Annotated in this window: 15 protein-coding genes and 1 pseudogene; 7 read left to right on the forward strand and 9 right to left on the reverse strand. The window is 52.5% G+C overall.

The genetic code is table 11. The features are described from left to right. The first annotated feature begins 103 nt into the window (after positions 1-103). Positions 104-394, forward strand: a complete 291-nt coding sequence (locus C8R21_RS16650; protein ID WP_166637018.1) for an EexN family lipoprotein — start codon at positions 104-106, stop codon at positions 392-394. 74 nt (positions 395-468) lie between these two features. Here the strand turns inward: C8R21_RS16650 and C8R21_RS06585 are convergent, their stop codons facing one another. The 8 genes from C8R21_RS06585 to C8R21_RS06625 form a co-directional block, all read right to left on the reverse strand. After that, positions 469-3,369 carry a cation-translocating P-type ATPase gene (locus C8R21_RS06585; protein ID WP_107761988.1) on the reverse strand — a complete coding sequence of 967 codons (2,901 nt, stop codon included), beginning with the start codon at positions 3,367-3,369 and terminating at the stop codon, positions 469-471. Between the two features lie 408 nt (positions 3,370-3,777). Further along, positions 3,778-4,323, reverse strand: a complete 546-nt coding sequence (locus C8R21_RS06590; RefSeq protein WP_177219722.1) for an SRPBCC family protein — start codon at positions 4,321-4,323, stop codon at positions 3,778-3,780. A gap of 848 nt (positions 4,324-5,171) precedes the next feature. Further along, the gene (locus C8R21_RS06600) at positions 5,172-5,858 is read right to left on the reverse strand and encodes an endonuclease/exonuclease/phosphatase family protein (protein ID WP_107761990.1); all 687 of its coding nucleotides are present in this window, start codon (positions 5,856-5,858) and stop codon (positions 5,172-5,174) included. 92 nt (positions 5,859-5,950) lie between these two features. Next, the gene (locus C8R21_RS06605; protein WP_258192289.1) at positions 5,951-8,122 is read right to left on the reverse strand and encodes a VTT domain-containing protein; all 2,172 of its coding nucleotides are present in this window, start codon (positions 8,120-8,122) and stop codon (positions 5,951-5,953) included. Then, the gene (locus C8R21_RS06610; RefSeq protein ID WP_107761992.1) at positions 8,070-8,441 is read right to left on the reverse strand and encodes a hypothetical protein; all 372 of its coding nucleotides are present in this window, start codon (positions 8,439-8,441) and stop codon (positions 8,070-8,072) included. The genes C8R21_RS06605 and C8R21_RS06610 overlap by 53 nt, the downstream gene beginning before the upstream one ends. A 411-nt stretch (positions 8,442-8,852) precedes the next feature. Beyond that, positions 8,853-9,209: a chaperone modulator CbpM gene (locus C8R21_RS06615; RefSeq protein ID WP_107761993.1), complete on the reverse strand. Its 357-nt coding sequence runs from the start codon at positions 9,207-9,209 to the stop codon at positions 8,853-8,855. Continuing rightward, complete coding sequence (locus C8R21_RS06620) at positions 9,206-10,186, reverse strand: DnaJ C-terminal domain-containing protein (RefSeq protein WP_107761994.1); 981 nt, start codon at positions 10,184-10,186, stop codon at positions 9,206-9,208. The genes C8R21_RS06615 and C8R21_RS06620 overlap by 4 nt, the downstream gene beginning before the upstream one ends. A 266-nt stretch (positions 10,187-10,452) precedes the next feature. After that, the gene (locus tag C8R21_RS06625) at positions 10,453-11,031 is read right to left on the reverse strand and encodes an HdeD family acid-resistance protein (RefSeq protein WP_107761995.1); all 579 of its coding nucleotides are present in this window, start codon (positions 11,029-11,031) and stop codon (positions 10,453-10,455) included. 278 nt (positions 11,032-11,309) lie between these two features. Between C8R21_RS06625 and C8R21_RS06630 the strand changes: the two genes are divergently transcribed. Further along, positions 11,310-11,732: a hypothetical protein gene (locus C8R21_RS06630; protein ID WP_107761996.1), complete on the forward strand. Its 423-nt coding sequence runs from the start codon at positions 11,310-11,312 to the stop codon at positions 11,730-11,732. A gap of 123 nt (positions 11,733-11,855) precedes the next feature. Next, positions 11,856-12,335, forward strand: coding sequence for a hypothetical protein (locus C8R21_RS06635; RefSeq protein WP_107761997.1), 480 nt, complete (start codon positions 11,856-11,858; stop codon positions 12,333-12,335). Between the two features lie 81 nt (positions 12,336-12,416). On the opposite strand, the pseudogene C8R21_RS06645 reads toward C8R21_RS06635, so the two are convergent. Next, positions 12,417-13,415 (reverse strand): annotated as a pseudogene (locus C8R21_RS06645) (NAD(P)/FAD-dependent oxidoreductase). Between the two features lie 258 nt (positions 13,416-13,673). Between C8R21_RS06645 and C8R21_RS06650 the strand changes: the two are divergent. From C8R21_RS06650 to C8R21_RS06665, 4 genes are all read left to right on the forward strand, one after another. Then, positions 13,674-16,073 (forward strand): catalase, encoded by a 2,400-nt coding sequence (locus tag C8R21_RS06650; protein ID WP_107762000.1) that lies wholly within the window; start codon positions 13,674-13,676, stop codon positions 16,071-16,073. Positions 16,074-16,271: 198 nt separating this feature from the next. Then, complete coding sequence (locus C8R21_RS06655; RefSeq protein ID WP_107762001.1) at positions 16,272-18,785, forward strand: mechanosensitive ion channel family protein; 2,514 nt, start codon at positions 16,272-16,274, stop codon at positions 18,783-18,785. 209 nt (positions 18,786-18,994) lie between these two features. Further along, positions 18,995-19,411, forward strand: a complete 417-nt coding sequence (locus C8R21_RS06660; protein WP_107762002.1) for a PRC-barrel domain-containing protein — start codon at positions 18,995-18,997, stop codon at positions 19,409-19,411. A 56-nt stretch (positions 19,412-19,467) separates the two neighbouring features. Further along, positions 19,468-19,995, forward strand: a complete 528-nt coding sequence (locus tag C8R21_RS06665) for a hypothetical protein (RefSeq protein ID WP_107762003.1) — start codon at positions 19,468-19,470, stop codon at positions 19,993-19,995.

A 19,995-nucleotide genomic window follows, 5' to 3' on the forward strand; every position in this document is an offset into this window, starting at 1 on the left:
CCGTTGGTTTATGCAATTCTCAACTCAAATGGTATGAACACAGACAGAACGGGAGTACCGGGCCTGTTTTATCACAGATAATCTACCCTCGAAGAACTTACCTATGAGAGAGAAGACAACTATCGTTTCAGTAGGAGTGAGCGGACTCGTAATAGCAATGCTTGCGGGATGCGGTACCCGCCCCGCGCAGGAAGACGTCAGATCCATTGACTGGTATGAGTCGCATGCAACGGAACGAACTGAAAAGCTAAAAGATTGCATGACCAATCCGCGCACGTTGGATGCAACGCCCGATTGTGTCAATGCGAGCCGTGCTGAAAATAATATTAAAGCAACAACTAAGTGGGCTACGCCAGACGAAGGTGTCCGAACTGAGCCATCTATCGGAAATTAAGAACGAACAGGAGAATGCTGCCTTCCCGCCACGTAAAGTAAAATACGAAGTAATTTAGGCTGGCGGACCCTGCGTTACGGCTGCTGAGCTACTGGGGAACGTGAAGCCTGGCTCGCAGCACGTTGTATCAATTTGCTCAATTCACGCAACCACAGCACGCAACTGGCTACTCCTGCGCAAAGCAGCCAGTCCCGCAGACTCAGACTGACGGTGGAGAATGCGTGCTGTAGAAATGGCACGTAAATTACGGCGATCTGCAGCAGGAGCGACAGCAGAATCGCGCCCCACAGCCATTTATTGGAGAATAAGCCGACGAATGCGCTCTGTTTATCAGAACGCGCATTCAGCACATTAAAGAGGGAAAACAATACCAGAGTATTGAAAGCCATTGTTTGTGCATAGTGTGTGCTGCCCGAGCCTTCTATAAGGCCTTGCGGAAGGCAGGCGTCGATCACCAGCAGCGTTCCCACTGCCGTGATTACACCTACAAAGGCGATGCCGAACCACATTTCAGATGTTATCACACGTTCTCCCTTTGCCCGGGGAGGTCTGCGCATGACATGCGCTCCTGCCGGATCGACGCCTAGCGCGAGGGCGGGAGCTCCATCGGTTACAAGATTAACCCACAGCAGTTGCGTTGCCAGCAGGGGCAGCACAATAAGTCCGTCCCCCGTCTGCAATCCAATGATATTTGCGAGTAGCACGCCGAAAAACATCACGAGCACTTCTCCTATGTTGGACGAGAGCAGATAGCGTAAAAATTTTCGAATATTGGAGAAGATGGTGCGACCTTCTTCCACCGCTGCCACGATCGACGCAAAATTGTCATCCGTGAGAACCATGTCAGCCGCTTCCCTGGAGACGTCCGTCCCTGTGATTCCCATGGCCACTCCAATATCCGAAGTTTTCAGGGCGGGCGCGTCGTTTACGCCATCGCCGGTCATCGCAATGACTTCACCCCCTCTCTGTAGCGCTTTGACAATCCAGAGCTTGTGTTCCGGGTTCACGCGCGCATACACGGAAACTTCCTGTACGGTGCGATCAAGCTCCTCATCCGAGAGTTGCTCAAGTTTTGCACCCGTAACAACCTGTTTATCTCCAGCTATTCCCAGTTGCGCGGCGATAACGGTTGCGGTTACAGGATGATCGCCTGTGATCATTATCGGCCTGATACCTGCAGCCTTTGCCTGGCTGACGGCGTTTTTCGCTTCCTCGCGTGGAGGGTCGATCATGCCGATCAGCCCTACGAATACCAGGTTGTACTCGATGCTTTCATCCGTTCCATTGGCTTTGAACGCATCAGAGGGGACGGACCGGAACGCGACACCGAGAGAACGTAATGCCTCAGTTGCCAATTCCTCATTCAGCTTCAGGATCTCGCCGCGGCGCTCCGGAGTTAGAGACCTGGTTTCTTCCCCCACCAGTTCAAAGGAGCAGTGGGCGAGCAATGCATCGGGCGCTCCCTTTGTAAAAACAAGCAGGCACTCACGTTTTTTTGCATCGACATGTAGCGTCGTCATCAATTTACGCTCCGAGGAGAAGGGAAGCTCGCTCACACGCTCGAATTGTTCATCCAGTGCATCAGCCTCCACTCCTGCCTTGCGCGCCGCGACGATAAGTGCCCCTTCGGTTGGATCGCCCTGTACCCTCCATCCATCCACATCATGCTGCAATACAGCGTTACTGGCCCTGTCGGCGATGGTCAAAGCGCGCTCAAGCTCATGACGCAACGCGCCTTCAATTCTGCCACCCGCTTTATCTTCCTCTATGACAACTGGATCAGTTTGAAGCAAATTATCCGGATATTCTTTATTATCCACAGGACTATAGCGGCGCACCTCGCCTTTGGGTGAATAGCCGGTACCTGTCATTTCGATGCGTCCACTTGCCGTAACAACTACCCGGACTGTCATTTCATTTTTTGTCAGAGTGCCTGTTTTATCGGAAGCGATAATGGTTGCGGAACCAAGCGTTTCGACTGCAGGGAGATGACGTACTATTGCATTTCTGCGCGCCATGCGTTGGACGCCTAAGGCAAGTACAGCTGTTACCACGGCAGGCAAACCTTCGGGTATGGCGGCAACAGCAAGAGCTACTCCCAGTATGAGAACGTCTATAAGTACAGCCAGACTGCTTACATTCCCTACGAGAATAATCGTGGTAATCATGATGACGGCAATTGCCATCACGATTATTCCCAGTAGTTTGCCGACGTGCGCAAGTTCTTTTTGCAACAACGTTGTCTCTGGCGGCACCGTTGCCAACATTCCTGCGATATGCCCCATCTGGGTTTGCTCGCCGATTGCCACCACCAGTGCATGCGCATGGCCGAAAGTAACGGCGGTTCCACTAAAGATCATATTATGGCGATCTCCAAGCTCGGCCTGTTCCATGATGAGCTCAGTATCCTTGGACACCGGTAGACTCTCGCCAGTGAGTGCCGCTTCAGTCGTTTGTAGTGCGGTGGTTTGAATAAGCCGTGCGTCCGCAGGGATGGTATCGCCTTCTTCAACGAGAATGATATCGCCAGGCACCAGTTCTGTTGCAACAACAGAGCGCTGTACTCCGCCGCGGATGACCTTGGCACGTGCTGCCGACATCTGGCGTAAGGCAGCGACTGCTTCTTCCGCTCTGGATTCCTGAATGTAACCCATGATCGCGTTGAGCAGCACTACTGCAAAGATAGCGATTGCCTCATAAGGTAAAGCGGATTCGCGTTCATAAAGCCACAGGCCTGCCGAAATTGCCGTTGCAATCAGCAGAAGGATAACCAGTACATTCTGGAACTGAGCGAGAAACTTTTGCCAGCGGGGAACAACTTTTCCGGCTGGCAGTTCATTTCTGCCGTATCTATCCAGCCGGGCCAGCGCTTCTGTATCGCTCAAGCCAAGCTGGGTATTCGTTTCGTAGGCGGAGGCCAGTTCTTGAATGGATTGCTGATATGAGTCTTTTTTATTTTGCTCGGATGTATGCAATGTTCATCTGCCTGCTTCTTGTTTTCCTTATTCGTTCCTTAACATAAGGGGCCTTGAACAGATACTTGCTGGCGCAACCGGATACTGGATACTGGCGAAAAGGCAGTGATAATCGGCACTGTGCGTTGGAACGATCGATTTTAACTGCAATTCACTCATCCAGAGGACTGTTCAAGAGATTCTTGTACTGAAGATAGGCTGGAAAAAATAACAGGGTAGCAGAAGCAGGAGTTACATAGATAGCTAACAAAAGATCGGTGGACCGGTGTTCCAGGGATGAGATCTCTATACATCGACAAGCTTTTCGAATTTCTTTGAAGAAAGTGGTTTGCCAATATGGCAGCAGAGTGTTTTGATCGTACCAGGGGGAGGAGTTGGTACGATCTTTGAGTTTGAGAACTACTACAGCTAATGTTGTCCGACCGAACCGCGCCACGCTCCGGTTTCCTTTCCGTGGCTTTCGAGAAATTCCTTGAAGCACTGGAGATTTTCGCTCGTACGCGCCTTTACTGCCCCCAGAGCGTCCCCCAGTCCTTCAAGGAAGCCCTGGGGTCCATAATCCATCTTCAGCACCACTCGGGTTTTTGAGTCTGAGATTCCGTAGAAGCTTACAACACCCGAATTTTTGGCACCACTCGTGCTATGCCAGGCGATCCGCTGATCGGGAATCTGTTCCGTAATCTCGGCATCCCATTCTTCTTCCTTGCCTGCGATCTCTGCCCGCCAATGCGAGTGGGTATCATCGATCTGTCGTACTTCGCGCACACCTTTCATGAACCTGGGAAATTCTTCAAATTGAGTCCATTGATTATATGCAGTACTAACTGGCACATTGACTTCGATAGAGTTCTCCACCGTCGATGTGTATCCCGCCTCCCTCGATTTCCGGAATGTTTTCGATAACATCAGTCCCCCTGCAGCAACTGCGGCGAGTGCCACTATTCTTCCTAGCATTTTTACCCCCTGTAGACTTGATTTCATTGGCACGAGCCCCGTATTTTTCCAAGCGGGAAGCCTCTCAGTTTCATGAAAAATTTACTGATATTCTCAATAATAGGTTTTTCGGGCTGGAATTCTGTGCGGTTGTGCACGTAATCGCAATTGCGCGACGAAGCAACTGCAGAGGCTGCATGTATCCAAGGACAACGTTATCCAAGGTGCACTATCGCACTGATAACCAAATATCGGCCAAATATCATTCGATCAACTGCCAGCTGAAATATGCAAAAAGCAGATTGCAGGAAAATCCTCTCCTCAAAGACGATTGAGCGATTGAAAAATGAATATGCCAGGGTTTACTGCCGAAGCAGCAATATATAGAACGAGTTCACAATATACTGCCAGCTATATGGCCCGCCACCCCGGATCGGGCCTCAACAATAGCCTTGTCATTTCCCCTCAAGCATGCAGTTTTGGTAGAAACATTCTTTGTAACGGCTGGATTCTGGGTTGCATCGGGTGCACTGCATTTTTTCCGTCAGTTCCCGGCATGATTGCATGCTATGCGGCCTGCATGGGCTCGATGTTCGCCTATTGCCGTAATTGTCTGGACTTTATCGATATACCAGAGAATAGTAATGGTAGTGGTGGCGGTAGCGGCGGGGGAGGGCCTCCTGCCGGAGGGACCTGTTTCCCGAATAAATGCTGCGAGTGGGGTGAAAACGGCGAGTGTACGCTGTGCATTCCCCGGAACGCTGTTTGCCCATAACGGTCAAAGTAACTGAATTAAAAAGATAATTCCTGGATAAGGATAGGTGGCCTGCCATAAATCCCGATTGCGGAGATCCTCAAGAAGCAACCGGTCAGATTTCTATTATGGCTTTCAAAGGCAGGTGATCCGATGCAATCCGTGCGAGGCCGCTGGTATGAGCTTCGAGGCTTTTCAGTCGGCGGCGCGGATGCACCCACAGACGGTCCAGCGCCATGAAAGGTTTTCGCGCGGGAAATGTGGCGCAATGAGGGGGACGCTTGAAGTGAGCGTGCAACCAGCGAAGAGGGCGCCCCCACAGGAACCATTCATTGAGGTCGCCCATTAACACATAGGTCTCCGTAAGACGGATTTCAAACAGCTTAAGCAGGTGGCGCACCTGTTGCCGTCGTTCCCAAGGTCGCAGGCCGAGGTGGGTTGCAACCACATGGACCTGTCGCTCGTTCCACGCAAGAGTGACATCGAGCGCCCCGCGCGGCTCCCGCCCGGGCAGGGTGAGATCTATCCGATTTACTGCCACGACCGGAAGCCTCGTTAACAGGGCGTTTCCATAGTGATGTGTACGGCGCACCAGGGTTGGTCCGGCAATGGCGGTAAGTCCGGTCTTCGCTGCGAAATAATCCAGCAGGTCATAACCTTCAATCTGGCGATGCTCTACTTCCTGCAGAGCAACTACATCCGCATTCATCTCCTGCAGAACGTTTATGATGCGATCAGGTTTAAAGCGTCCGTCGGCGCCGATACAACCGTGTATATTGTAGGTGGCCAATGTCATCTGCATATAATTTCATGAATTCCCGTTTTCATGCCCGAACAGGTGTTTAAACTGAAAGCTGCCGGGCTGAAAGCAGGGAGCCAGCGCCTGGCTAGGCTTCAGTCAGATTGAGTAACTGGCGAAGCGTTCATCGTCTCACGCCGGTGGTTCATCCATCTCCAGCATGTCCATGCGATAACGATCATGATCGCAGCAACGGCAACCAATGCGGCAAACGCGGGCAGATCAGGCTTCTGGATAGTGGCAGCCAGCTGATCCGTAAAAACGGATATGCCGGTTATCCCTGGCAGCAAGCCTACTGCGCTTCCCAGCATGAAATCCCGGAAACGGATCCGCGACGCTCCTGCAACGAGATTGATGACCGTGAATGGAGCGAGCGGTATAATCCTGAGAGCGATGATAGTCATCAGACCGCGTCGGGCAAGGCGTTTGTTCAGTTCCCTGATTTTTTTCCCGGCAAAGCGCCAAACTGTATGGCGCCCTATCAGGTGGCCGATACTATAGCTGGAGGCTGCACTCAATAGCGCACCCGCCATCGAATAGAAAAAACCGTACCAGGGGCCAAATACCAGCGCGCATACCACAATAAGCACAGTGAGGGGAAATGCAACCAGACCACCGAGAAGGAATATAGCGAGCGTAATGAATGGAGCAGCTGGAGAGCGCTCGAATTCGGCCGCAAGCGTTACCAGGGTCCTGACGTCTATCCATTCCTTGAGTGGCGACCAGCGCCATGCGGCTGCGAGCGCCAATACACTGACCAGTATCGATACGATAAGACCAATGTGACTTCGCGCAGGGGCGCGCGCTCCCTCGGGAATAAGCTTCGCCATCAGCAGACTCGCATCGAGCGGTTTGTCCGGGTCCACGATATCCTCGTCCGGCACCAGGGCATCCACATCGGCATCGACTCGAAACTGCCACGGACGTAAGGTACGCCCATGACCTCGCAACGCTTCAATCGTATGTATCAGCGACCCTTCCTGCGCGAGACGCTCCTCGATTTTGTTGGCGTCCATGTCTAAATGTTCGGCAAGCAGGCGGGTTCTAAAACCAGCTATTGCCCGGCCTATATCCTCTCTGCCATTCGCTTCAAGCATAAGATCGCATTCGGTATCCAGTCCCATGGAGCGATTATTGAGATTGGCTGATCCGATACGCAGCCGCTCATCGTCAATAATGATGATCTTGGAGTGGACGTTGACGCATTCGTTGACAAGCCGGGGTATGCATGGCTCATAAAGGGCCAGGCGGTGGTAACGATCTGCGGCGACCAGGCGCTTGAGCAAGCGCTCGCGCAGCACATCCATCGTGTATTGCGATAGCCAGCCGACTGTCTGTTCCGCCAGCAGCATGACGACTTCCGGTCCGTGCTCTTCCTCCAGTCGCCGGACCAGTGCATCCGCTACGATGTGGGTAGTAAAATACTGCGCTTCGATGTAGATGCTATCGCGCGCGGAAGTGATCAGATCCAGCACCAGCCGTTCCACCTCACGCACTTCTTTCTGGTTTTCATATTCGGGAACAGTGCGGGCGATCGCAACCTCAATGTTCTCAACGTCGGGTGCAAGATAATCCGGCCAGTAGTTTGGCTCCCCCCTGACCCTGGGAGCAGAAAGTTTCTGTCCCGTTGCAAGAAACCACCGCTCACGCGCCAATTCTCCCAGTGCGGTTGCGATCGGGCCGGAAACCATCATCTGGATGTCGTGATAAGGCTGCGGTATGGATTCTGTCAGCAAATCCCTGCGGCGCTCGTCACACGCCGCGTGCTCAGTAGTGTCCCAGCGACCCAGCGTCAGGTCCAGCCCACCCACAAACGCCACCTGGTCGTCAACCACCACGACTTTCTGGTGATGAGAGCCTCCGGTGGGGTGATGATCATCAAGATGAAAATGCAACCGTCGGTGGCCGTTCCATCGCTGTTTATAGAGAGGAAGCCATTCGCGGTCAGATGCAAACAGCATGACGAAATCCCAGTCGAGGACATGAACATGGAGATTTCTGTTACGCTTGACCAGGCTGTTGAGGAAATCACCGAGGGTGATCGGCCAGCCATCGGGTTCCTCATCCCGTACCAGTTTCAATCTGCTGTCGATGTCCCAGGCCATGATCAATACGGAACGGCGGGCGTGTTTTACCGTTTCCCGGAAAGCACGAAAAAAATCCGCTCCATCAACGATAAAAGCAGCCTTGTCCGCGTGCTCGATGCGCCAGCAGTTATTCCCCGGCTTCAGGATGGATGATCCGTTCATTGCTTTTGAGATTTGCACCGGGAAGTATGATAAAGACTTTTGCAGGGCTTGAAACCCGCACTCTCGCACGGGCGGCGGTTAGAGGTCCTGTGAGCAAGCGGAATTCCTCCAGACCGCTGACGGCTGCAATATGGGCAAGTAATTCCGGTCCACCTGCTGCGTCAATCTCTTCAAGTTGAGCTGGGGGTTCTCCGGGATGGAGCGTTTCAAACAGAGCGTGGTTGTAGTTGGAGGGGAGGGTTATTTCTATTCGCTGCGCCCCTTCCAGTAACAGAGGTATTGATTCAATCGTTTCACGCCCACGCCAGGGCAATTTGATCAGCGGTTCTTTTTCCATTTCAAAGTTATCCTATGGCTGAGAAGCTGCTTCGCCCTTAAAAATAACTCGCACCAGGCGTGACCTGCGGTCTACTGGAGCATCCTGTTATGGCCCGTTTGCTGCGCACGGCGAGGGCCCCGATGGGGTTGCGGATGAGTCGGCTCTGGAATGCCGGGGTTATACTATGGGCGATAAAGGCGATAATGCCTGAGCTATCGCTTCGCGTTCCGTTCGTTTTCGTACATAAAGGGCGCGGGCTTGATAATGGAGGAGGAAGCGCTCTCGACGTGAACGGGGAGCGAAGCGCTTGGAGTGAACCGGATGAGGAGAGAGGGGCTACGGGTTTGATGCGTAAAGATGGGGCTTCAGTATATCGGGTGGAAGCTCCCGCACGATTCGAGGGTTCAAAAGGTGCAAGCCGGGTAACAGCTACCAGTTATCCAGTACATTCAATCGCATTTGCAAGGTCTCAATTTCATCCAGTAACTGCAGGGCAAGCGCAACTCCCGCAAGATTGATGCCAAGATCGCTTTGCAGCCGGAGTGCCATTCTGGCGCGACGCATCTGTGTCCCCGTGAAGCGCCAGCAATGCGGTTCATGCTCTTCCGCCATAATCTGTGGGGTGATCAACCCTTCATCTACCAATTCGATGATATAGCCACTTTGTACCGAGCATGCGTGACTGAACTCCGTCAGTGTCAACGCGTTCTGTTCATCGACAAGAGTTACCGATAGTTTCGGTGGTGGCGAAGGTGCGTTGTTTCGATGACCGTTTTCGTCGCTCATATCACTCCCAGTTTGGCTCGCGGGTTGAACGATTTGAATTGCTCCGCCATGCTGCGGTAAAAGGCCTTGTCTCTTTCATCGGTGGCAGGGGGCGGTGCAATGCGCAATACGACGTAGAAATCCCCCGGCGTTTTACCGGGAATACCGCGTCCTCTCAATCGCAGCTTCCGTCCGGTAGTGGAATCGGCAGGTATTTTCAAGTCAACCATTCCTTCCGGAGTGGGGACAGTGACCGTTGCGCCCAGGGTCGCTTCCCATGGCGCCACCGGCAGGTCAAGATAGACGTCGTACTCATCCACTCGATAGATGGGATGTGAGCGAAACTCGACTTCCAGATACAGGTCGCCCGCTTTTCCCTGACCGTGCCCGGGTGCGCCTTTACCCGTAAGGCGAATGTATTGCCTGGGCCGAATACCGCGAGGAATAGCCACATTCAACTTATGTTCGCGGGTTGATACATGTCCTTCTGCATCGACCTCCGGCACTTGCAGCGAAATAGTGCGGGTAGCGCCGTGATATGAATCTTCCAGATCGATCATTATCTTGGCGTACCGATTCTCGCCAGGGGCATGAAAGAAAGCTCCACCAGACCCTCCGTGGGTTTCTCCTCCGCGTCCCGCTTGCTCTGCACGAAAACTGCGTCCAAACAGGGACTCGAAAAATTCGCTGAACTGGGAAGCATCCGCTCCTGTAAATCCCTGTTGCGAAAACTCGAAGCCGGCGTTCCAATCCGGTGGAGGACTAAATTCCTGATCGGCTTTCCAGTTTGTGCCAAGGCGGTCATACGCTACGCGCTTCTCCGGATCCTTGAGCACCTCATAGGCCTCACCCAATTCCTTGAAGCGCGCTTCTGCCTGCGGATCCTTGCTGACATCCGGATGATATTTGCGTGCCAGTTTCCGGTAGGCGCGCTTGATGTCATCCTGAGAGGCATCTCGGGGGATGCCCATGATTTTGTAGTAATCCTTGAATTCCATTGCGATTACAGTGGAAAGAGACCGTTATGGGATTGAGATTTCAAGCATAGCCAATCCCGCAGGAGAATGTAACTACTGCCGTACCAAACTTTAGCCGAAAGGTTTGTTTAATAGCAACCTGTAGCGGCCTGAAGCAGGATCACGAGCAAGGTCGACGTTGCCGATGCAGTTAAGCAACCACCAGACGTAGCGCAGCCTGCTGATGCCGACGCGGTATCGGGCACGTTGGAGCAGGCATCTGGAGCGCCTCGTCGTCTCATATCCTGTTATAAAGACTTGTGGGTTAACCCATGAGGCCATTCTTCATAATCAGTGCCCCATTTTTTGGCGCGCCAGGCGAGCGCCAGGAGTAATAATCCCGAAACGATAGCGTACATCGCGATCAGCCATACCAGGGCTAATGCACCCGCTCCCGGGAAGAAAAAGACAAATACGCCGAACGCGACCGAGATGAGGCCGTTGAGGAACAGCAGCACTTCACCCCGAATGACCTTGCGTAAGCGGACAGACATTACCATATCCACGATACCGCTTCCCAGTGCGGTTGCGCCGATCACAAGCACAAGCACTACAGCTGTCAGATTGGGAAGCATGAAGGCAATCACGCCTGCTCCGATCCCTACCAGTCCCCAAAGGAGCATCAACCACCAGTCCCCATTGGTTTTTCGGTTTTGTACCGCTGCCACAGCGGATGCTACGCCCTGTATGAGGGCATAAGCAGCGAACATGACGAGCAGCCACAGGAGCGTTATTCCCGGCCAGAATGCGGCGAGTATACCAAACACTAATGATATGAAGCCGCGTAGCGCCAGAGAGCGCCAGGATTTCGAAAGTAGTTCATTCATGATATCACCTCTCTTTTTCGAGTGATGTTGTGAAGGGTGGAACCCGGCGATTGGACGTATTAGAGACTTACTTCGTTACCGGATTTCATCCAGTTTCGAAAGTCACCCTAATGGATGACGACCGCCGTTTTCGTATGATTGCCATCATGGATGCAGTCAATTGCTTTTGCCGTGCGTTAACCGACATAAGACGAACGGGTACAAGAATAAATCTGTGAGGTTATGTGCGTTGGGACACAGCCGGAGGTATGGTAGATGCGATAAGGTAAGGATAATTTATGCAGTTTGAAGCAGCGTTGCGATTTCCGCCTTTCAGTAAGAATATCTTTCGATATATTGACGCTACGGGTGATATGATGACTATAGAGAACAAGTCTCCTTCCAAGCGAATAGAATGCGAGGAAACCGGGATACTGACGGAACGGGCGGATTTGCCCAATTCGAAACCAGGTGCCAAGGATAAGGCAGAGCATCAGCCCCTGTTGCCGCATGAGCGCGACGAGACAACTCGGCCAACCGGCACGAGCCACCGGGGGAACGAGCATACACGCGAAGTAATCGGACAGGCACATGAAGATACGAAGCAGGGTCTGAAGGACACAGACCGGCGTGGAATACCATCCGATATAGTTCATTCTGATATCCCGGCTGCAGATGATATTCCCGGAGTCTCCCCCGACAGAAACGTAAAGAAACATTGAGAAACATTAATATGCTTGCATTTTGTGCTCATGCAACAGCAGATGAGCAGAACAGGAAAGACAAAAAGCTATCATTTCAGCGTTCTCACCCAGACAAGCTGAAGCCAAGCCTGAGGCAGCTTAATGAAAATTGTTAAACACATTCTCGCAGCTGCAATTGTATTTGTGCTCGCAAGTATTGTTTCAAGTCCTGGCTTTGCTCAAGCAGGATCAGATTCATCCTCTACTCCTGCTGCGCTCCCCCCTGTGCAATCACAAGGCCAGACCGAATATCTGACAGGAGGGATCGGAGCGGATGAGTCGGAGGCAATATTGCAGGAAGCACGCACCTGGCCCCTGGTGCTTGAGCTTACCCAGAATGGCCCGACTCGTGCTGCCTACATCAGCGATGTTCGCGTTACGATCAAGGATGGGTCTGGCACTATGATTCTGGATACAGTTACCGAAGGTCCCTTTCTGCTTGTCAGGCTCGTACCCGGAAAATATTCGATCGATGCTTCGTATGAATCGAAGACGCTTCATCGTGATGTGAGCATAGGGAAAGGGGGCAGCAACAAAATAATGTTGCTATGGCCTGCTCCCGGGAATGAGGAAGACAGGTAATGGTAAGTTCAGAGGATGCCATTAGAGATTTATCACCAAGGATCCTGGAGAGTACACCCCTTAACCCATGAACGGCAGAAGCTACGGGCAAAGCCTATAACCTAGTTTGTTCAAGCGGTTCTGAATGTCGGTAGAGGCAATGGCGGCATGTGCCGCAGCAACACTGATCTGGTTCAGTTCATCAACCACATCTCCCACCGCATATACCCCGGCCACAGTGGTACGATGGTGCCGGTCGACAATCAGTTTTCCTTGCCTGTTGCAGTGCGCCCCAAGCTGAACCGCGAGCTGGGATCTGGGGCTCTCGCCCAGCATCGGGTAGATTACATCGAACTGAAGCTCTTCTCAATTTGAAAGGCGTATCGAAGGTTTCGATTCTCCCGTTATATGGAGGCTGCCGAGCGCGTCCTCAATCACCTCGACATTGACCTTAAGAAGCCTTCTTTTTTCGGCACTCGTCAGTTCAGCCTTGGCTTGATAGATCAGTGTCACGTTCCGGCTGTATGTTCGCAGAAACAGCGCGTGCTTTACACCCTCCCGAGGGGAAGAGGATATCAGGGCGATGTTCTGATCCTTCGCTTCATAAGCGTCACAAACGGGGCACAGGCGAATAAGCCCTTTTTGTATGCACGTTTTCCAGTGCTTCGTATCCAGTCTCAAGTCGGCAGTTCCCGTTGCCAGCAATATCGTAATGGCACGAATTATTGACATTCCGCCACCTCCGCCCCCATCCCCACCCCTATGACGGCTAGTTCCGCTGCCGGCACTATTGCTGACGTGGGCCTCAAAAAAATTTTCAACCTGCTTGAGTCGCATGACCTCACCGGCCTGTACTTCAACTCCGTACCGCGCCGCCTGTAAACGCAGCCGATTCAGAAATTCCTTTCCCGAGATACCCATGGGAAAGCCGGGGCAGTTATGGGTGGTAGGGATGAGCGCTGCACGGCTGAATCCACTGTCAACAATTGCAATATTGCGCCGAAAGCGAGCGAGATAAATTGCTGCGGTAAGTCCACCCGGACCAGCCCCGATGATCAAGCAATCGACTACTCCAGGTGATTTCAGGTTGCTAAACTCCATGGCACGTTTTAGCGGAAACTCAGACCGCTATTTATTTATGGGTGTGGAGAAGAAGAACACCATTTCAATACTTTCAAAACAGTACCCCTGGATTCTTTTCGGTTCGGTTCGTGACAACACATAGCGGATGCAAATGAAGGGGCTTGATCCATGCTGCGACATTCGAAGGGGCGTGACCCTTGCTGCGACATTCTGCAGTGGAAGAAAAATTAGCTTATGTATGATGGCGTACCGAAAAAAGCCTCCTGAGGCCTCACTATGAATCATCAGTCTAATTCAGGGGGACTAGTGATGGGAACGGGTAACGAAAAGGACAATAAATCTACCATTGGGGGACCCGCTAACCCGACTGGTTCACCGGCGAACGATTTCACCAGAAAGCTCTCCGCTAATGACGAGCTCGCAGCGGCAATACCTTATAACGCCAACAAGGCCGGAGAATATGGAGAGGCTTCCACTTCTCCCGAGGAAGGCCAAACGGTAGCGCCTTCCGATCCCTTTGTTACTGGGAGTACGTTAACTGAAACAGTTGCGTCACCGAAAGTCGGGTCGGGTGAACCTCGGCTACGTTTCAATGCTGGCAACGAACCGTTGGACCGTGTAAGAGCGGATTCGAGTAATCAGACTCTTACCACTAACCAAGGTGTTCCTGTCGGTGATAACCAGAACTCGTTGAAGGCGGGTTATCGTGGTCCGGCGCTGCTGGAAGATTTTATTCTGCGTGAAAAGATCACGCATTTCGACCATGAACGCATACCTGAGCGTGTGGTTCACGCCCGCGGATCTGCTGCGCACGGTTATTTCGAATGTTACGAATCACTTGCCCAGTATACGTGTGCTTCCCTGTTTGCCGAGGCGGGGAAGCGCACTCCTGTTTTCGTCCGTTTCTCCACAGTGATCGGGGAGCGGGGCTCTGCAGACACTGCGCGCGATGCCCGCGGCTTCGCAACCAAGTTTTATACAGACGAAGGCAACTGGGATCTGGTAGGAAATAACATTCCCGTATTTTTTATACAAGATGCCATCAAGTTTCCCGATCTGGTGCACGCAGCCAAACCTGAACCGCATTTTGCAGTTCCGCAGGCTTCCACCGCGCATGACACATTCTGGGATTTTGTCTCGCTCATGCCCGAATCCACGCACATGCTGATGTGGTTAATGTCCGATCGGGCTATTCCGCGTAGTTTCCGAACAATGCAGGGTTTTGGCGTCAATACATTTCGCTTGGTAACAGCGGAGGGCGAGTCGCGATTCGTCAAGTTTCACTGGCAGCCACTCGCAGGAACCCATTCTTTGGATTGGGATGAGGCGGTTAAAATATCGGGCGCCGATCCTGATTTTCACCGACGCGACTTATGGGAAGCAATAGAGTGTGGCGCATACCCTGAATACGAGTTGGGCATGCAGATTTTTACCGAGGAACAAGCGGAACAATTCAGCTTTGACGTACTCGATGCGACGAAGATTGTTCCGGAGGAACTGGTCCCGGTCAAGCCGGTGGGACGTATGATTCTCAATCGAAATCCCGACAATTTTTTTGCAGAAACGGAGCAGGTAGCCTTTTGCGCGGCGCATGTCGTTCCCGGGCTGGATTTCAGTAATGACCCCCTCCTTGCGGGACGCATTCATTCCTATGTCGACACCCAATTGACACGCTTGGGCGGGCCGAATTTTCACGAGATTCCAATCAATTCGCCCATTGCACAAGTTCACAATAACCAGCGGGACGGGATGCATCGCCAGAGCATCAATAGAGGTCGGGTTTCATACGAGCCGAATTCCCTTGCGGGAGGTTGCCCCTTTCAAGCGGGTGCGGCGGGCTTCAGGTCATTTTCCGAACCTGTGAAGGGAGATAAGGTACGCGGTAAACCTGAGCGGTTTGCAGATCACTACACGCAGGCGACCCTGTTCTGGAACAGCCAAAGCGCTGTGGAAAAGGCGCATATCATTCGTGCCTTTCGTTTCGAACTCACTCGCGTCCAATCCCCCGCCATAAGGCAGCGGGTGGTGGCAATGCTCGAAAATGTTGCAAACGATCTGGCCGAGTCTGTTGCTCGGGGGTTGGGCATGGATGCTTTGCCGCCTCCCCTACCCAAAGCCCTGGAGAAAGATGTTATGCCTGAGGTTTCTTCATCTCCCGGTCTGTCACTTTTTGCTCGTCCCGGCGATGGTGGCATCCGTATGAGAAGAATAGCGATTCTCGTTGCGGATGGCATAGATGGAAGGATTGCGACATTGCGTGCCGGACTGCTGGGAGAACAAGCGGTGCCGCGCTTCGTTGGGGTACGGCTGGGTTCAATCCGGACCACAGAGGGAAAAATCGAGGTGGATGTAACGCTGGAGGCCATGCCGTCAGTCCTTTTCGACGCTTTGGTAGTGCCCGGTGGGAGCGAGGGTATAGACGCGCTCACTCGTCTGGGTCAGGCGCTGGAATTCGTCAAGGAGCAATATCGCCATTGTAAACCCATACTGGTGCTGGGCGATGGCAGGAAACTGATTGAAGCTTCCGGTATAAAATGGACATTGCCGTCAGGCGGACAGGATAGTGGACTTCTCCACTTCGAAGATGAAGATATTGGAAACGCGTCAACCCGCTTCATTGAGGCTATAGCAGCGCATCGTCATTTTGAAAGGGAAATGGACCCTTCGCCTGTTTAGAGCGCTTATTTATTTTATTTCGGCCGGGAAGGCCGAAATCCTTGGATTATTACGGCAAGTCTTGTAGCTTTATAGAATGTCGTCGTCGGAACAAGCAATTCGAATTGTTGTTCCTGCCTCCCTGCATCACCAATTGTATCCATAGCCGACCAATGTTCGATCGACTTGATCGACGTCGCAAACCAACACCGTTTTACCATGTCACTGAACAAAATCCTTACCTTTGTGGCAATCGGTATGCTGTTGCCGATTATTTCAGTAAGTCAGGCTGGGGCGGAAGAACAAGCAACCCAATCCCCACTTACTCCCGCTCAAGCCAGGCGGACCTTATCGATTCTTCAGGATGATGCAAAGCGTGCAGAGCTCGAACAGACGTTAAGGGCAATCGCACAAGCGACGGCGGAAGCGCCACTGGCAAACACGTCAGACGAAGTTTCCGCGCCCGCTGCAACTTCTGATTCTGACCAATCTCCTGCTGCCGTACAAACCAATGGACCCTCGTCATCCGGCGCTCCACCGGCAGCGGGTGTTCCTATCGAAATCGCGAAGGGTGGACTTGTCGCCCAGATATTCGATCTCATCGGCGAGCGACTGCACATCGTTGTGAATCAGTTACGGGCAGCCGTTCAAACACTTCTCCAGATAAGAACGGTGGGCGATTGGTGGCAGAACAATCTGGGTGTGCCGGAACGCCGTGCCATTGTCCTGGAGGCATTATTGGAGCTTGCTCTCATACTTGGCGGGGCGTTATTTACCGAATGGGTACTGAGACGGGCCCTGCGGCACCCGCGGAGAATGATTGAAGACCGTGCGGCAGTTCGCCAAAACGCGAGTGATCGCCAAAAGGACCACGAGGAAAGGGCGAAAGAAAAAGCAGGGCCGGAGAAGGAGGTGAACCAGGCTGCTCCTCATCTTCAATCTGCAACGAGCATGCATGTTGCCCCTGGCCCTGGTACGGGCAGGGCAACGGCTGTCGACAGGCATTGGAGCCTGTTGCGTCGCTTTCCATTTGCTCTGGGTTACTGGTTGCTCGAATTGGTTCCAGTGGGGGGGTTCGTGGCGGGAGCCACTCTGCTCTTGACTGTCTTCGGCGGAAGATCGTCAATATTCTACACAACCACGATTCCGCTCATCAGCGCTTATGCTAATACGCGAATCGCACTGAGTATCGGTCACCTCATGGCATCGCCAATCGGGCAGCGCTTGCGGCTGATGCATATCAGTGACGAGGCGGCAAATTTCCTGAACCTCTGGTTGCGGCGCATTGTTATCGCTGCTGTTTTTGGTACTGCTATTGCCGATATCGCCCTTGAAACCGGAGCGACCCTCGACACTCATGACGCGCTTTCCAAACTGGTGGCTCTCGTTGTCCATATCATGCTGCTGATAATGATTTTTCGCAGCCGCAAGGAAGTGGCAGCCGCGATCCGTGGTTCCGCCGAAAACAGTCAAGTCCTGGCCGGGTTGCGGAGACTGCTGGCTGATAGTTGGCTTTTCGTGGCAACATTTCTTATCGTAGGTGCCTGGCTGTTGGGGTCGATGGGAACGGAAAATGGGTTTCAGCATATGCTCCACATCTTTGCGCTATCAGCCGTGGTTATTATCAGCGCGAGCCTTGCGTCGATTTTTGTTCTTGGCGCAATTGACCGCGCATTCATTGCCGACCGGAAAAATACGCCGGAGCAGCAAGGACAGCAGTTGTTCGAAGGATCAGCCGAAGCTGGAACAAAAAGCCCCTATCATCTGCTGATACATCGTGCGGTCTCATTGTTGATCGCTGTTGTTACCGGGCTCGTATTGCTTCGGGTTTGGGGGGTGGATACTTTATCCTGGTTTGAAAGCGGATCAGTTGGCCGACGAGTGGCTTCGGCTGTTGTTACAATCACAGTTACCTGTGCTTTGGCACTGGCGGCATGGGAGTCATTGAATACTGCGATCTGCCGACGCATCGATCGTTGGGGGAAGGCTGGCGATATTGCTCGTGCCGCCCGCCTGCGCACCCTCCTGCCTATGCTGCGCACGACCATGTCCGCTGTCTTTATCATGATAGTGCTGCTTGCAGCACTGGATGAGCTCGGTATTACCATTGCGCCTCTGTTGGCCGGTGCCAGTATCATCGGAGTTGCATTGGGTTTTGGTTCACAGAAGCTGGTGCAGGATTTCATCACCGGAATTTTCCTGCTCATGGAAAATGCCATCCAGGTTGGCGACTTCATCACAGTGGCTGATCTTTCAGGATCGGTCGAGCATTTGTCGATTCGCACTGTCTGGTTGCGCGCCCCGGACGGGTCACTGCATGTGGTTCCGTTCAGCTCGGTTTCAACCGTCACCAACACCAATCGCGGTATTGGGAATGCTTCGATCAGGGTCAGCGTGACCGCTGATTCGGATGTCGAGAAGGTATTTGCTGCTATCAAGAGTGTGGTCGATGATATGCGAGCCGATCCACGTTTCAAGGACCTCATCCTGTCGGAAGCTGATATCTGGGGCGTCGACCAGATGGATGGGTTCATGATTACCATTCTTGGACAGATACGGACTCTGGATAAAGGCCGATGGCCAGTACAGCGTGGCTTCAACTTACGGATTCTGGAGCGTTTCCGTGAATCGAACATCCGGTTCGTCAATCCTCAGAAACGGCAGGTAGTGATGGAGAGTAACGAAATCCAAGTTGGTAGCGAGCCATATAAGCCCAGCATTCAAACCCCGTAAACATTCGATTGCTTTCAATTTTAGAATGATTGCATGGAAATAAAGAGAACAAAGGGAATCCTTCCAAGGAAGGGGCAGGGCAAGCAAGGGATAGTTCAGCAGGAGTGCGTTACCGAACAGAGAGGAATGCCTGTTGTTTTTAAAATAACTTCTAAATTGATTAAGTTGGGAAAGATGCGAGAGAGATATCAATCTAGCAGGAGAATAGCATGAGCTATGAACGGTATGAACATAACACGCAGGGGTTGGACAAAGTTATAGATGGCACGGGCCCTATGCCCCGGTTTATGGGTGCGACATGGCCAATAGGAGAGGACGTCTACAATAACAAAGGCGAGAAACTGGGTGACATCAAGGAAGTCATGCTGGACGTGGAAGAGGGCCGTGTGGCCTACGCTGTATTATCTTTCGGAGGATTCCTCGGAGTCGGCGATAAGCTCTTCGCCGTGCCCTGGAATGTCCTGACATTGAAGCTGGAAACGCTGGACAAGCGTTTCATACTCGACGTGGAGAAGGAACGTCTGGAATCAGCACCCGGTTTCGACAAGGACAACTGGCCGGATATGGCTGATGAATCATGGAACAGCCAGATTAACGCATATTATGATAATCAGCGCGTTGGATGAGGGAAATTCTGGCAGCGTTTGCTCTTTACTTGCAGCAGTAAATAGTGAGGGATTACATGAAAAATAATAGGGGTATCCTGGGGCGGGCCGTAATATCCGGAACGGTGAGCGGTCTTGCAACAGCAGGTGTCGCTTCGTTCGCCGGAAAATATGAAAATGGCTCTTATGCGGCACCTCTAAACGCAACGAGCCATATTATCTGGGGGGAGGAGGCTGCCTACCATGACCGCCCATCGCTAAAATATACCCTGACGGGTTTTCTCTTGAATCACGCATCCACCATTTTCTGGGCGTCATTTTACGAGAAACTGTCTGGCAGCCACGGTGCCAGGCAGCGCATGCGAAGATTTCCTTTCACTATATCCCCTGAACCGGTGTCTCTTGTCAAACCCGTTTGCCGCGGAGCCGCAGTAGCAGTTGCGGCTTACATTATTGATTATTACCTCATTCCAAAGCGGTTTACGCCAGGATTCGAAAAGCGTGTTTCAGGAAAATCTTTAACCGCAATTTTCGCTGCGCTTGCGGTCGGCCTTGCTGCGCGCGACGTAATCGATGCGGGAGTCGAATTTCATAAACGGCGCTGA

Origin of the sequence: Nitrosospira multiformis (assembly GCF_003050865.1) — a bacterium.
Lineage (GTDB): Bacteria > Pseudomonadota > Gammaproteobacteria > Burkholderiales > Nitrosomonadaceae > Nitrosospira > Nitrosospira multiformis_E.